Origin of the sequence: Kutzneria sp. NPDC052558, assembly GCF_044547355.1 — a bacterium.
In the GTDB taxonomy this organism is placed as follows: Bacteria; Actinomycetota; Actinomycetes; order Mycobacteriales; family Pseudonocardiaceae; genus Kutzneria.
Genome location: NZ_JBIUAG010000001.1, coordinates 133,070 through 146,959, shown reverse-complemented (window position 1 = coordinate 146,959; position 13,890 = coordinate 133,070). Strand labels below are relative to the sequence as shown.

Sequence of the window (13,890 nt, the reverse complement as noted above, 5' to 3'; positions counted from 1 at the left end):
AATTCGGCCGCGCGTTTGTGGGGAATCGCCGATCCGGAAGCGCCTTTGCCTGCCGCTGTTCTCACGGATATCAGGGAGAAGGCAGCATCCTGATCGCCGCCGGCTCACCGGCGAATGCGGTCAGGCGCTGTGCCTCGGCTTCGATCTCGTCCCGGTCGGCGATGGGGACCAGCGGTGTCACGGTCAGGGCCGACGGCGCGAGTTTCCAGGTGGCGGCGACGAAGCCGTCGACCAGGACGGTGCCGCGGATGATGCCGTTGTTGGTGAAGACGTGCCGGCGGTGCTCGGCGGCGATGATGCGGCGGCGGTCGGCGTGGGAGAGCAGGGAGTTGTCGAACTCGGGCAGGAAGCGGACGGGGGCCGGGGTGTCGGGGTCGGGACGCCGACCGGCGGGAATGTCGAACAGCTCGACGCCGTCCTCGTCGGTGAAGGCCTTGAGCGGGAGGCGCTCGAAGACCTCGCGCAGGCGGGTCAGACCGGACCAGGTCTGCGCGTCCTGGACGGAAGCGGGGCCGAAGGCGGCGAGGTAGCGCAGCACGAGATCGTCGACGGTGATCGGGGCGAAGGGTCGGCCGAGCCAGGACTCGGCGGTGGTGCCGGTGGGCTGGCCGCCGACGCCCCAGACGCCCCGCGGCGGGAGTTGCACGATGGCCAGCCGCGCGCGGACGACCTGGAGCAGCGCGGTGGCGTCCCGGTCCGGCCAGCGCTCGGACAGGGCACGGGTGAGGTCGGTGTTGGTCAGCGGCTCGGCCTCGATCAGCTCCCGGGCGACTCTGGCGATCTTGTCCAGGTCGAGGCCCTGCGTCGCGTGGCCGTGCACGGTGCGGGCGAAGGCCTGCTCCAGCATGGGTTGCAGCACCGGGCGCACGGCCAGGCAGTCGTCGGCGGTGACGAGGTGCAGGGTCGACCGCATCATCGCCAGCCGGACGACGCGGCGGCCGGTGAGCAGCCGGGTCAGCTGGTCCCGGTGAAAGCCGTCGAGCCGGGTCCACAGCGCGAAGTACGGCGGCGTGGTGGCCTGGGCCTGGAGGCCGACGAGCCGCTCGATCGCCTTGGCCGGCGTGAGGTTCCAGCGCCGCAGCAGCAGTTGCCGGTGCAGCAGCGCCCGGTTGAGGGCTCGGCGGGTCAGCACGGTCATGCCGACCAGGCTAGGCGTCGTCGCGGACAGAAGCTGTCCGCATTGGGTGGCAGACTGGGGCCCGTGTTGGAGACCTCCGCCCGGCTGCTGCGCCTGCTGTCCCTGCTGCAAGCCCGTCAGGACTGGACCGGCGCCGAGCTGGCGACCCGGCTCGAGGTGGACGTCCGGACCGTCCGCCGGGACGTGGACCGGCTGCGCAACCTCGGCTACCCGGTGGACGCCACGCCCGGCGTGGCCGGCGGCTACCGGCTCGGCGTCGGGGCCTCGCTGCCGCCGCTGCTGCTGGACGACGAGGAGGCGGTCGCGGTGGCGATCAGCCTGCGGACCGCGGCGGCGGGCAGCGTGGCCGGCATCGAGGAGACCTCGATCCGGGCCCTGACCAAGCTGGAGCACATGCTGCCGTCCCGGCTGCGACACCGGGTCTCGGCCCTCCAGTCGGTGGTCGTGCACACGCCGTCGTACGGGCCGAGCGTGGACGCCGAGGTCCTGGCGACGGTGGCCGGGGCCTGCCGGGAGCACATGCGGCTGCGGTTCGAGTACCGCTCGCACGACGGCTCGGCCAGCCGCCGCCAGGTCGAGCCGCACAGCCTGGTCAACATCGGCCGCCGCTGGTACGTGTTGGCCTGGGACCTCGACCGCGCCGACTGGCGGACGTTCCGGTTGGACCGGCTGGAGCTCAAGACCCCGACGGGCCCTCGGTTCCCGCCCCGCACCCCGCCGGCCGACGCCGCGACCTTCGTGTCCAGGGGCGTGACCGGGCGGGCCTACAAGTTCGAGGGCAAGTTCCTCATCCACGCCCCGATCGACCGCGTCGCCGAGAAGGTCACGCCCACTTCCGCCCGCCTGGAGCCGGTCGACGACACCAGCTGCGTCCTGCACGCCGGGGCCGACTCGCTGCTGGGCATGGCCGTGTTCATCAGCATGTACGGCTTCGAGTTCGAGGTGCTGGAGCCGACCGAGCTGGTCGGCTACCTGCGCGACCACATCGGCCGCCTGCACCGGGCCGTGGCCAGGCACGACCCGGAGTGAATCAGACGGCCTGAGCCAGCAGCTCGGCCTGCCGGCGCCAGTCACCGCCGACAAAGCTGACCACCACTCGGTCGACCCCGCCGGCGGCCAGACGCGACAGATGCTCGGCGATGACGGCCGGCTCGCCGGCGACCACGGCGTTCTCGGCGAATTCGGCCGGCAGGCCGAACAGGCCGTCGGGGTCGGTGAGCGTGCGCAGCATCGTGGCGCGGTCGGGCAGCGACGGGTCGCCGGCGATGGCCACCATGACGTTGGTGGTGATCTCCGGCCGCGGGCGGCCCTGGGCCTCGGCCAGCTCCCGCACCCGGGCGATCTGCGCGGGGATCTGCTCCGGCGTGCCGAGCAGGTACCACCCGTCCCCGTAGGTCGCGGCCCGGCGCAGGGCGGCGTCGGACACGCCGCCGATGATGATCGGCGGCACGGTGGCCGGCGGGCTGAGCTGGATCTCGGTCTGCCGCAGGCGGGTGGACTTGCCGGCGATGAGATCGGGCAGCAGCCGCAGCGCCTCGTCGGTGCGGCGGCCGCGCTCACGCCGCGGCACGTCCGTGGCCAGCCAGGACTGCTCGTGGCGGTCGCCGCCGGCCCCGATGCCGAGCAGCACCCGGTCCCCGGACAGGTGCTGGAGCGACGCCACCTGCTTGGCCACCCAGACCACCGGTCGCAGCGGCACCACCAGCACGCCAAGGCCCAGCCGGACCCGCTCGGTCACCGCGGCCGCGGCGGCCAGCGACATCAGGCTGTCCAACACCGGCACGCCGCTCCCGGCGACGAGTTGGTCGACCACCCACACCGATTCGAACCCGAGGTCCTCCGCGCGCCGCGCGGCGGCGGGCACGTCCCCCGGCAATTCGCCGCGGGCGGTCATGGTCGGCAGCACGACACCGACGTTCACCATTTTCTCCCCCTGTGATCGAGTTGCTGTCGATCATGGCGCACGGCTGTCGGCTTGGGAAGGCGGTTCGAGCAGGCCTGCCGGGCCTGACGAAGAGTCAGAAGCCCCGGACGGCGCGCCCGTGTGGATCTAGTCTGGCCGAAACGGACCACATGGGGGGTGGATCGGCATGTCCGCGGTGAACAGGCGGGAATTCCTGGCCGGAGTGGCCGGCGCGGTCGCGTTGTCCGGCGTCGAGTTGGCCAGTGGCCCGAATGCGGCGGCGGAGCCGGATCGGGCCGGAAAGCCGCTGTCGATCCGACAGGGCACCACTATCGCCGGTCAGTTGTCACCCGACGGCCGGACCGTCGCGATGGACCTGCTGGGCGTGTTGTGGCTGGTGCCGGCGACCGGCGGGGCGGCCAAGCGGATCACCGACGACTTGATGGACATCGCGCAGCCGGACTGGTCGCCGGACGGCTCGACGCTCACCTTCCAGTCCTATCGGGACGGCAATTTCAACGTTTGGACGATCCGGGCCGACGGCAGCGGGCTCACCCAGCTCACCCAGGGCCCGTTCGACCACCGCGAGCCGCGGTTCTCGCCGGACGGCAGGACCATCGTGTTCTCCTCGGACCTGACCGGCAGCTACGGCATCCACCTGCTGGACGTGGCCACCGGCAAGATCACCCAGCTGACCGACACGCCGGTCGAGGAGTTCGAGCCGGCCTGGTCGCCGGATGGCACGAAGGTCGCCTTCGTGGCGGCGAACACCCGTATCGACGTGGTCACCGTGGCCGACGGCAGCCGCGCCACCGCGTTCACCGCCGCCGCCGGGCAGGCCTTCCACGCCCCGGCCTGGACCCCGGACGGCGCGGACCTCGTCTACAACGTCGTCACCAGTCCCCCGCCGCCGGCCTCGGCCGCCGCCTCCGAGCTGTACCGCTCCGGACAGCCGCTGGTCACCGGCGAGGAGGTGTTCCCGTTCCGGGCTTCCTTGCGGGGCAACGACTTCCTCTACACCGCGGACGGTGCGCTGCGCCGCCGCCCGCTGTCCGGCGGGCCGGCCACCGAGATCGCCTTCACCGCGCCGGTGGACGTCCGTCCGGCCAGGTACACCAAGCGCCGCCGGGACTTCGACTCGGCCCGGCCCAAGCCGGTGGTCGGCATCGGCAGCCCGGTGCTCTCGCCGGACGGGACCAAGGTCGCCTTCCGTGCGCTCAACGACATCTACACCATGACCGTCGGCCAGCCGCCCAAGCCGCTGACCAACGACGACCGGTGGAAGTCGGACCCGGCGTGGTCGCCCGACGGCAAGTTCCTGTCGTACTCCAGCGACCGCGGCGGCAAGCTGGACATCTGGTTGCGTGACCTGGCCACCGGCCAGGACCGGCAGCTGACCAACCTGCCCAACGCCGCCGCCGTGTCCGGCTCGTGGTCCAACGACGGCAAGTTCCTGGCGTTCCTCGATCACACCGGGGCCCTCTACACGGTCGAGGTCGCCACCGGCGCGGTGCAGAAGGTCTTCAACGCGACCTTCGAGCCCGGCCGTCCCACCTGGTCCCCGGACGGCGCCGTGATCGCGCTGGCCGCGATCGTGCCGTACTCGGCCCGCTACCGCGAGGGCCTGAGCAAGATCCTGCTGGTCAACCGGGTCACCGGCGCCGCCCGCTACGTCGACCCGCTGCCGCAGCGCTCGCTGCAGACCCGCGGTGACGACGGTCCGGTGTGGTCGCCCGACGGCAGCAAGATGGCCTTCGTGCTCGGCAGTCTGCTGCACGTCGTCGACGTCAATCCGGACGGCGCCTTCGCCGGCACGCCCAAGCCGGTCAACAGCGAGGTCACCGACGCCGTCAGCTGGCACGGCGACTCCAAGCACCTGCTCTACCTCAACAACGGCCGCCTGCGGCTGATCGGCCTCGACGGCTCGGCGCGCACCATCCCGGTCGGCCTGAGCTGGACCAACACCCAGCCCCGGGGGCGGATCGTCATCCGCGCCGGCAAGCTATGGGACGGCGAGAGCCCCACGCTTGTGTCCACTGTGGACGTCATCGTCGAAGGCCACCGGATCAGGGAGATCCGTCCCAGCGCGCCCGGCGTGGACGGCCAGCTGGTCGACGCCCGCGACAGCGTGGTCACGCCCGGCCTGGTCGACATCCACAACCACCGGGAGATGCAGGGCTACAGCTACGGCGACCGGCAGGGCCGGCTGTGGCTGTCGCTGGGCATCACCACCACCCGCTCGCCCGGCAGCCCCGCGTACCACATGGTCGAGCAGCGGGAGTCGTTCCAGTCCGGCAAGCGGATCGGGCCGCGCTACTTCGCCACCGGCGAGGCCATCGACGGGTCCCGCATCTTCTACAACTTCATGCGCCCCACCTACGACACCGCGCAGCTGGCCCGTGAGCTCGACCGCGCCGCCGCCCTCGACTACGACCTGATGAAGTGCTACGTCCGGCTGCGTCCGGAGTGGCAGAAGCAGATCATCCAGTGGTCGCACGACCGCGGCGTGCTGGCCACGTCCCACTACCACTATCCGGCCCTGGCCTTCGGCGGCGACGGCATGGAGCACATCGGGGCCACCAACCGGTTCGGCTACTCGCGGACCGTCACCGCCCTGGGAAGTGGCTTCCAGGATGTCATCGACGTGTTCAACCGGGCCGGGGCCGGCCGCACGCCGACGCTGTTCGGGTCGCAGGCCCTGTTCCGCGACGACACCAGCCTGTTCACCGACAAGCGGGTCACCACCCTCTACCCGTCATGGGAGTACGCCACCCTCCGGGCCAGCGTGCAGAGCGCCGCCACCACCGACCAGACCGCCAACCTCGCCAACCTGGCCAAGCAGGTGGCGCAGATCGTGGCCACCGTTCGGGGTGGGGGCCTGATCGTCAACGGCACCGACTCGCCCATCGACCACACCGCCGTCAGCACCCACATGAACCTTCGGGCCATGGTCCGCTACGGCCTCACCCCGTACGAGGCGCTGCTGACGTCCACCCGCAACTCCGGCCAGCTGCTCGGCGAGCCCCTCGGCCGCATCGTCCCCGGCGCCTACGCCGACCTCGCCATCCTCGGCGGCGACCCGCTCGCCGACATCACCCAGGCCGCCAACGTCCGCAGCGTCGTCAGCAACGGCCGCCTGTTCACCGTCGACGACCTGCTCAAGCCCTACGCCACCGCCCCAACCGGCCTCGCCGCCAACCCCATGCTCGCCCCCGTCCCCGACCACCCCGCCAACGCCGAGTTCTGGTGGCACGACCCGCACTACGTCGCCCACAGCCGCCACTCCTGCTGCACCGGTTGAGCTGGAGAAGTCGGTCACGAACCCATCCGGTTATGGGCGGCCAGCTCAGGAGGCGTTGCGCAGCCGTAGGGCGGCGGTCCAGGCGTCGGCGAGGTCCTGGACGGACAGGCCGAGGGCCTCGCCGAGGCAGGCGACGGTGCCGAAGGCGGGCGTGGGCAGCCGGCCGGTCTCGATCTTGCGCAGGGTCTCCGGGGAGATGCCGGCGGCCAGCGCCACCTCGCCCAGCGCCCGGTCGCCGCGGGCGGCGCGCAGCTGGGCGCCGAGACGGCGGCCGGCCTCGAGCTGTTCGGGGGTGAGCGGGTTGCGGACCACGTCACCAGGATAGGGCTGGTATTTGTATACCGCCACCGGTTAGAGTCGGTATATAAATACCGAACACGAGAGGTTCCCATGATCGAGCTGAAGTCGCCCGCCGAGATCGAGCGGATGCGGGTCACCGGGGCCTTCGTCGGCCAGGTGCTGGCCGAGCTGGCCAAGGTGGCGGCGCCCGGTGTGAACCTGCTCGACCTGGAGCACCGCACCCGGGAGCTGATCCGGGCCCGCGGCGCGCAGTCGTGCTACTGGGACTACGCCCCGGACTTCGGCAACGGCCCGTTCCGCAACGTGATCTGCCTGTCGGTCAACGACGCTGTGCTGCACGGCCTCCCCCACGACTACGTGCTCCAGGACGGCGACGTGCTGACCATGGACATGGCCGTCGGCATCGACGGCTGGGTCGCCGACTCGGCCCGCACGGTCATCGTCGGCACGCCCGCGGAGGAAGACGTGCGGCTGGTCCGCGCCACCGAGGAGGCCCTCGACGCCGGCATCGCCGCCGCCCGGGAAGGCAACCGGCTGGGTGACATCTCGGCCGCGATCCAGGCCGTCGCCGACGGCTACGGCTACCCGGTCAACACCCAGTTCGGCGGCCACGGCCTCGGCCGCACCATGCACGAGGACCCGCATGTCCCCAACCGCGGCCGCGCCGGCCGGGGCCTGAAGCTGCGCGCCGGCATGACCCTGGCCCTGGAGCCCTGGTTCGCCCGCACCACCGACCGCATCGTCTTCGACCCCGACGGCTGGACCATCCGCTCCGCCGACGGCTCCCGAACCGCCCACTCCGAACACACCATCGCCATCACCGCGGACGGCCCGCAGGTGCTCACCGTCGCCAATTGACGATCGGCGTCGTCCGGCGAGCCGGGCCGTTGGCGCTGCGGGGCACGATCGGCACGACGGCGAACGCGGTCAACACCGCCGCGAAGCCGTTCTCGATCTGCGTCGCGGTGCTCGGCCAGTACGCCGGCCCCTCGCACAGGTATTGGTCGCAGACCTCGGGCGGCGGCCCGGCGCAGCCGGCGACGAGCACCACAGCGGCGGCGAGGGCGGCCAGGCGGAATCGGGACACGGCAAGGCCTTTCACTGGGTTGAGATCCCGCGCGCGGTGTGGGCGGAGCGGGGCGAGCCGGACGCCAGCAACACCATCGCGGCGATGGCCAGCACGATCGCCACGCCTGCCTGGTAGTAGCCGGTGATCACGCTGGCCAGCGCGCCGATGACGCCCACCACCTGGAGGCAGCCGCCGAGGCCGCGGGCCCAGGACCGCCGGGTCAGGAAGACAGCGGCCAGCGCGACGAGGGCCGTGATCACGGGGTTGGCGACGATCACGAACCACACCGAGCCGTCGACGTCCTGGTTGTGCTTGAGGCGTTCGCTGATGGTCAGCAGTTGCACGACCCAGATCCCGAGCGAGGCCACGGCCTGCACGTACATGATCACTTGCGCGATCCTGAGCTGCCTTGAGACCACGGTCCGCTCCCGTCCCCGACGACTGGCCGGCACGCTAGCCGCCGGGGACCGGGACCCCTCCCGGTTCGGCCGCTACCGGACGGGGACTTCCACGGCGTGACATGCGACCCCGGCGGCGGAACCGTCCACAATGGGCAGGTCCACGGTCCGGCAGCGGTGGGCCACCTCGTCGGGCAGGCCGGCGGCCAGCAGCGGGCAGCGGGGGTGGAAGCGGCAGCCCGACGGAACCCGGCTGGGGTCGGGAGTCTCGCCGGCCAGCACGGTGGCGGGCCCATCGGACTCGGGCAGCACCGACAGCAGGGCCTTGGTGTACGGATGAGAAGGCGCGGTCAGCACCTGCTCCACCGGTCCACTCTCGACGATCCGCCCGAGATACATCACGGCCACCCGGTCGGCGATGTTCCACGCCAGCCCCAGGTCGTGGGTCACGACCAGCGCCGCCAGCCCCAGCTCGTCCCGCAACCGCAGCAGCAGAGCCAAGATCTCGCCCCGCACGGAGGCGTCGAGGGAGGCCACGGGCTCGTCGGCGATCAGCACACTGGGATCCAGCGCCAGCGCCCCGGCGATGACCACGCGCTGCCGCTGCCCACCGGACAGCTCGTGCGGCACCAAGCCGAAGAACCGCTCCGGCGGCCGCAGACCGGCCTTCGACAGGGCATCGGCGACCAGTTCCCGTTCGTCGCCGGGCACGCGGTGGATCCGCAGTCCTTCGGCGACGGCCTCGTACACGCTGTGCCGGGGATTCAACGCGCCGGTGGGGTCCTGGAGCACCAGCTGCGCGTGCCGCCGGTACTCCCGCAGCCCCTTCGTGCCGGTGGGCAGCGGCTTGCCCTCGTACAGCACCCGCCCGGACGTGGGCTGCTGGAGCCCCAGCAGGGTCCGGGCCAGGGTCGTCTTGCCGCAGCCGGACTCCCCGACCAGCGCGATGATCTCGCCGGCCCGGATGTCCAGCTCCACCCCGTCCACGGCCCGCGCGGCGCCGAAGCGCACGCTCACCTCGTCGGCCCGCAGCAGGGCGGTCACGGCTCAACCTCCAGCAGACAGGCGGAAACCCGGTCCTCGCCGACCGGCCGCAGCCGCACGTCGGTGGTCGAGCACTCGGGCATCACGGACGGGCAGCGCGGATGGAACGGGCACCCGCTGGGCAGGGCCGATGGGTCGGGCGGGTCGCCGGCCAGCCCGCGCGGGGCCAGCCGGGACGACGCGTCGCCGATGGTCGGGAACGCCGCCGCCAACGCCTTGGTGTAGGGGTGACGGGGCGTCCGCAACACGTCCACGGCCCGGCCCTGCTCCACGATCCGCCCCGCGTACATCACGGCCAGCCGCTGGCAGGTCGAGGCCAGCACCGACAGGTCGTGGCTGATCATCAGCAGCCCGATGTCCAGCTCGTCGACCAGCCGCGACAGCAGGGCCAGCACCTGGGCCTGCACCATCACGTCCAGCGCGGTGGTCGGCTCGTCGGCGATGATCAGCCCCGGCGAGCAGGCCAGCGCCATCGCGATCATCACCCGCTGCCGCTGCCCGCCGGACAGCTCGTGCGGATAGGCCCGGGCCCGACGCGCCGGCAGGCCCACCTGCTCCAGCAGCTCCCCGACCCGCTTGTCGACGCCGGTTCCCTTGCCGTGCAAGCGAATCGGCTCGGCGATCTGGTCGCCGACCCGCTGCACCGGGTTCAGGGCGTGCATCGCGCCCTGGAACACCACCGACGCCTCGGCCCAGCGCACCGCCCGCAGCCGACCCCAGCTCATGTCGGTGACGTTCTCGCCGCCCAGCAGGATCTCGCCCCCGATGACCGCGTTGCGCGGCAGCAGGCGCAGCACCGCCATGGCCACAGTGGACTTGCCGCAGCCCGATTCCCCGGCCAGGCCGAGGGTCTGGCCGGCGTCGATGCGCAGGTCCACCCCGCGCACCGCCGGCACCAGGCCGCCGGCCGTCCGGTAGTCGACGGTCGCGGACCGCAGTTCCAGCAACGGCTCGCCCATCACCGCTCCCTCAGCCGCGGGTTGAGCACGGCCTCCAACGCCCGGCCGCACATCATGAACGCCAGCACCACCACGGCGATCGCCACACCCGGCGGCAGCAGGTACCACCACGCCCGCGCGGTCACCGCGCCGGTGGCCAGGGCGTTGTGCAGCATCGATCCCCACGACGGCGAGTTGGGGTCGCCCAGGCCCAGGAACGACAGCGTGGACTCGGTGATGATCGAGTTGGCCACGTTCAGGGTCGTGTTGGCGAACACCAGCGGCGCCACCGCCGGCAGCACGTGCCGGCCGATCACGTGCCAGTGCCCGGCCCCCAGCGCCCACGAGCGCTCGATGTACGGCCGCGACTCCACCGCCAGGGTCTGCGACCGCACCAGCCGGGCGGTGGTGGGCCACGCGGTCGCGCCGATGGCCACGATGATCGACCCGATGCCCGGCGTCAGCACCGTGGACAACACAGCCGCCAGCACCAGCGACGGCAGCACCAGGAAGAAGTCGGTCACGCGCATCAGCACGGCCTGCACCCAGCCGCCGAAGTGCGCCATCAGCACGCCGACGATGGTCCCGACGCCGACCGACAGCAGCGTGGCGGCCAGGCCCACCAGCAGCGAGATGCGGGAACCCCACAGCAGCAGCAACAACACCGACCGGCCGCTCTCGTCGGTGCCGAGCAGGAAGCCGTCGCCGGGCGGCTTGAGGATGCCGCCGGTGGCGTGCGTGACGTCCAGACCGGACCGGTCGCTGATCAGTGGGGCGAGCACGGCCAGCAGCACGATCACGGTCAGCACGACCAGGCCGATCAGGCCGCCGCGGTCGGTGCGGAACTGGGCCCACACCCGGCCGGCGGCGGCCCGCCGGCGCTGCCAGGCGATCGAAGCGGTCATGTGGCACGCACCCTCGGGTCGATCACGTGCAGGAGCAGGTCGCCGATCAGGTTCATCACCAGCACCGCGCCGGCCAGCACCAGCAGCAGCCCCTGCAACAGCGCGCCGTCGTGGTCGGACAACGCCTGGTAGAGCAGCAGGCCCAGGCCCGGCCACGAGTACACCGTCTCCACGGTGACCGCGCCGCCGACCACGAACCCGAGCTGGATGAAGATCAGGGTCACGGTGGGCAGCAGCGCGTTGGGCACCGCGTGCCGGCCGCGCACCAGGTCGTCCCGCAGGCCCTTGGCCCGGGCCGTGGTCAGGTAGTCGGCGTTCATCTCCTCCAGCAGCGAGGAGCGCATCACCAGCAGGTACTGGGCGTACAGCACGGCGACCAGGGTCAGGCACGGCAGCACCAGGTGGTGCAGCACGTCGAACACCTGCGGGAGGAACTCCGGCGGGGTGTCCGGGTTGACCATGCCCTGGGTCGGGAACCACGAGCCGGCCACCGCCAGCAGGATCATGCCCAGCCAGAAGGTCGGGGCCGACCACAGCGTGAGCGCGAAGCCGGTGGAGAAGCGGTCGAAGCGGCTGCCCCGCCGCCAGCCGGCCCGGGTGCCCTGCCACAGGCCCAGCAGCACGGAGATGGCCGTGGCCACGCCGACCAGCAGCACCGTCGGCCCCAGCCGCTGCATGATCAGGTCGGCCACCGGCCGCTGGAAGTTCGTGGACTGGCCGAGGTTGCCGTGCAGCAGGCTGACCACGTAGTCCACGAACTGCGCCGGCAGCGGCTTGTCCAGCCCGTAGTCGTGGCGCAGCTGGGCGACCTGGGCCGCCCCGAGCGAGGTGTTGCGGGTCAGCAGCCGGATCGGGTCGCCGGGCACCACCCGGATCAGGAAGAAGCTCAGCACCACGATCACGAACAGGCTGACCACCGCGCCGCCGACCTTGCCGAGCACGTACCGCGCGCCCGGTTGACGCGCGGATTGCTGGCGCGCGGACGGGCTCGGCTCGGCCAGGGCCGGCGCCGCCGCCGGTGAGGTCACGGGCTACTCCCGCTCGTCGGCGCCGGCCCGACGCCGCCGGGTCAGCAGGAACGCGCCGCCGCCCAGCACCACCACGACCACCACCGCGATGCCGATGATCAGGCCGGTGTTCACGCCGCCGCCGCTCGAGGCCGAGCCGACCGGCTGGGCCAGCAGGTAGCCGTAGTAGCCGTTCTGGTGGGTGATCGAGCCGCCGTCGGCCGGCTGGAGGCCGAAGCTGGACCAGCGGTCGGAGCGGTAGGCCTCCAGCGCGTTCGGGTAGGCCAGCACGATGGAGCTGTCCAGCGAGTACAGCCGGGCCTGGAGGTCCTTGACGTCCTGCTGGCGCTTGGCCGGGTCCAGTTCGGACTTCTGCGCGTCGTAGAACGAGTCGATCTGCGGGTCGCACATGAAGTTCTCGGTGTTGCCGTTGCCGTCGGCGTCGGGCAGGTTGCCGCAGGTCTGCACGGACAGCAGGGCGTCCGGGTCGGGGTTGCCGGTCCAGGCGCCGATCTGCAGGTCGTACTTGCCGGCGCTGCCGGCGTCGGTGATCGCGTCCGAGCTGAGCGCCTGGAGGGTCACGCCCAGGCCGACCTGCTTGAGCCAGCCCTGGATGAACTGGGCGGCCGACATCTGCTGCGCGATGCCGTTGTCCACCAGCAGCCGCAGGGTGATCGGCTTGCCGTCCTTGCCGACGCGGACGCCGTCCGGGCCCTTGGGGTAGCCGGCGTCGTCGAGCAGCTTGCCCGCCGCGGTCAGGTCGAACTTCTGCTCCTGGCCGGCGTCCGGGCTCCAGTGGTAGTCGGCGAACACCGCGGGCACGAAGCCGCCGCCCGGCTCGGCCAGGCCGCCGTAGGCCTTCTCCACCAGGGTCTTGATGTCCACCGACTGGGCGATGGCCTGCCGGACCTTCGGGTCCTTGAGCACCGGGTTGGCGTCGCCGACCGGCTGGCGGGTGTTGGTCTGGGCCTGGTAGTTGATCAGCAGGTCGTTGTCGCGGGCCTGCCTCGACTTGACCGTGGTGACGTTGGGCGTGCCCTGCAACGCGCTGTACTGCGCCGGGGTCAGGCCGCTGACCACGTCCACGTCGCCGTTCTTCAGGCCCTGCACGGCCGCGTCGGCGTTGTCGTAGTGCCGGAACTCGAGCTGGTCGTAGGCCGGCTTGTCGCCGTAGTAGTCCGGGTTGGCCTTGAGCGTGATGGACTGGCCCTGGGTGAAGTTGGTCAGCGTGAACGGCCCGCTGCCCACCACCGGGTATTGGAGGTTGTCGTACTTGCCGATGTCGGTGACCTTGGACCACACGTGCTCGGGCACGATCGGCACGTCCAGGGCCAGCATGGTGGCCTGGGGCTTCTTGGTCTTGATCTCGACGGTGCTGTCGTCGCCGGCGGTGACCGTGTCGAAGTTGGTCACGAAGTTGCCGTTGGCGGTGGCCGCGGTCTTGTCGGTCATGATCTTGTTGAACGTCCAGGCGACGTCCTTGGCGGTGATCGGCTGGCCGTCCGACCACGTCATGCCCGACCGGATGTGGAAGGTCCAGGTCAGCTTGTCGGCCGAGGTCGACCACTTGTCGGCCAGGCCCGGCTGGGGGCTGAAGTCCTGCCGCGAGTAGGAGGTCAGGAACGCGTACATGACCCGGCCGATCTCGGTGTCCCCGAGGTGGTAGGCCGTGAACGGATTCATCGTCGCGATCGTGCCCGTGACCGCGACCCGCAGCACCTTGGGCTGCGCGGTGTCCTGAGCCTGTGCCACGATCGGCGTGCCGAGGACCGCCAGCCCGGCGGCGATCAGGCCGACTCCGATGCGTCTGATGCGCATCACGCGCACCTCCCCTTCCCCATGTTTGGCCAAGAAGTAACCACTCGGTAAGGCAATGTGTCAACAATT

The 13,890-nt window shown here is 71.5% G+C and carries 12 protein-coding genes and 1 pseudogene; 3 read left to right on the top strand and 10 right to left on the bottom strand.

Features of this window, described 5'->3' with window-relative positions:
* Positions 1 to 70 precede the first annotated feature (70 nt).
* A complete protein-coding gene (locus ACIG5F_RS00685; RefSeq protein WP_396515173.1) occupies positions 71 to 1,138 on the bottom strand; it encodes a winged helix DNA-binding domain-containing protein in 1,068 nt (355 codons plus the stop codon).
* Positions 1,139 to 1,201: 63 nt separating this feature from the next.
* On the opposite strand from ACIG5F_RS00685, the gene ACIG5F_RS00680 reads away from it, so the two are divergent.
* Positions 1,202 to 2,167, top strand: coding sequence for a helix-turn-helix transcriptional regulator (locus ACIG5F_RS00680; protein ID WP_396515171.1), 966 nt, complete (start codon positions 1,202 to 1,204; stop codon positions 2,165 to 2,167).
* Between the two features lies 1 nt (position 2,168).
* Here the strand turns inward: ACIG5F_RS00680 and ACIG5F_RS00675 are convergent, their stop codons facing one another.
* Positions 2,169 to 3,059, bottom strand: a complete 891-nt coding sequence (locus ACIG5F_RS00675) for an LLM class flavin-dependent oxidoreductase (RefSeq protein WP_396515169.1) — start codon at positions 3,057 to 3,059, stop codon at positions 2,169 to 2,171.
* Between the two features lie 169 nt (positions 3,060 to 3,228).
* Between ACIG5F_RS00675 and ACIG5F_RS00670 the strand changes: the two genes are divergently transcribed.
* Complete coding sequence (locus tag ACIG5F_RS00670; RefSeq protein WP_396515167.1) at positions 3,229 to 6,342, top strand: amidohydrolase family protein; 3,114 nt, start codon at positions 3,229 to 3,231, stop codon at positions 6,340 to 6,342.
* A 45-nt stretch (positions 6,343 to 6,387) separates the two neighbouring features.
* Here the strand turns inward: ACIG5F_RS00670 and ACIG5F_RS00665 are convergent, their stop codons facing one another.
* A complete protein-coding gene (locus ACIG5F_RS00665) occupies positions 6,388 to 6,654 on the bottom strand; it encodes a helix-turn-helix domain-containing protein (RefSeq protein ID WP_396515165.1) in 267 nt (88 codons plus the stop codon).
* A 78-nt stretch (positions 6,655 to 6,732) separates the two neighbouring features.
* Here ACIG5F_RS00665 and map point away from each other — a divergent pair, with 78 nt between their 5' ends.
* On the top strand, positions 6,733 to 7,500 hold the full coding sequence (gene map, locus ACIG5F_RS00660) for a type I methionyl aminopeptidase (RefSeq protein WP_396515164.1): 768 nt from the start codon (positions 6,733 to 6,735) through the stop codon (positions 7,498 to 7,500).
* Here the strand turns inward: map and ACIG5F_RS00655 are convergent.
* The 7 genes and pseudogenes from ACIG5F_RS00655 to ACIG5F_RS00625 form a co-directional block, all read right to left on the bottom strand.
* A complete protein-coding gene (locus ACIG5F_RS00655; protein WP_396515162.1) occupies positions 7,484 to 7,729 on the bottom strand; it encodes a hypothetical protein in 246 nt (81 codons plus the stop codon). The two genes, map and ACIG5F_RS00655, sit on opposite strands and share 17 nt — an antisense overlap.
* An 11-nt stretch (positions 7,730 to 7,740) precedes the next feature.
* Entirely contained in the window at positions 7,741 to 8,100 is a 360-nt protein-coding gene (locus ACIG5F_RS00650; RefSeq protein ID WP_396515160.1) for a hypothetical protein, read from the bottom strand.
* 102 nt (positions 8,101 to 8,202) lie between these two features.
* A pseudogene (locus tag ACIG5F_RS00645) lies at positions 8,203 to 9,111 on the bottom strand (ABC transporter ATP-binding protein); the annotation flags it as partial.
* Between the two features lie 38 nt (positions 9,112 to 9,149).
* Entirely contained in the window at positions 9,150 to 10,112 is a 963-nt protein-coding gene (locus ACIG5F_RS00640) for an ABC transporter ATP-binding protein (RefSeq protein ID WP_396515158.1), read from the bottom strand.
* Positions 10,112 to 10,996: an ABC transporter permease gene (locus tag ACIG5F_RS00635; RefSeq protein WP_396515156.1), complete on the bottom strand. Its 885-nt coding sequence runs from the start codon at positions 10,994 to 10,996 to the stop codon at positions 10,112 to 10,114. The genes ACIG5F_RS00640 and ACIG5F_RS00635 overlap by 1 nt, the downstream gene beginning before the upstream one ends.
* Complete coding sequence (locus tag ACIG5F_RS00630) at positions 10,993 to 12,024, bottom strand: ABC transporter permease (RefSeq protein WP_396515154.1); 1,032 nt, start codon at positions 12,022 to 12,024, stop codon at positions 10,993 to 10,995. Before ACIG5F_RS00630 ends, ACIG5F_RS00635 begins: the two co-directional genes overlap by 4 nt.
* A gap of 3 nt (positions 12,025 to 12,027) precedes the next feature.
* A complete protein-coding gene (locus tag ACIG5F_RS00625) occupies positions 12,028 to 13,821 on the bottom strand; it encodes an ABC transporter substrate-binding protein (protein WP_396515152.1) in 1,794 nt (597 codons plus the stop codon).
* Positions 13,822 to 13,890 lie beyond the last annotated feature (69 nt).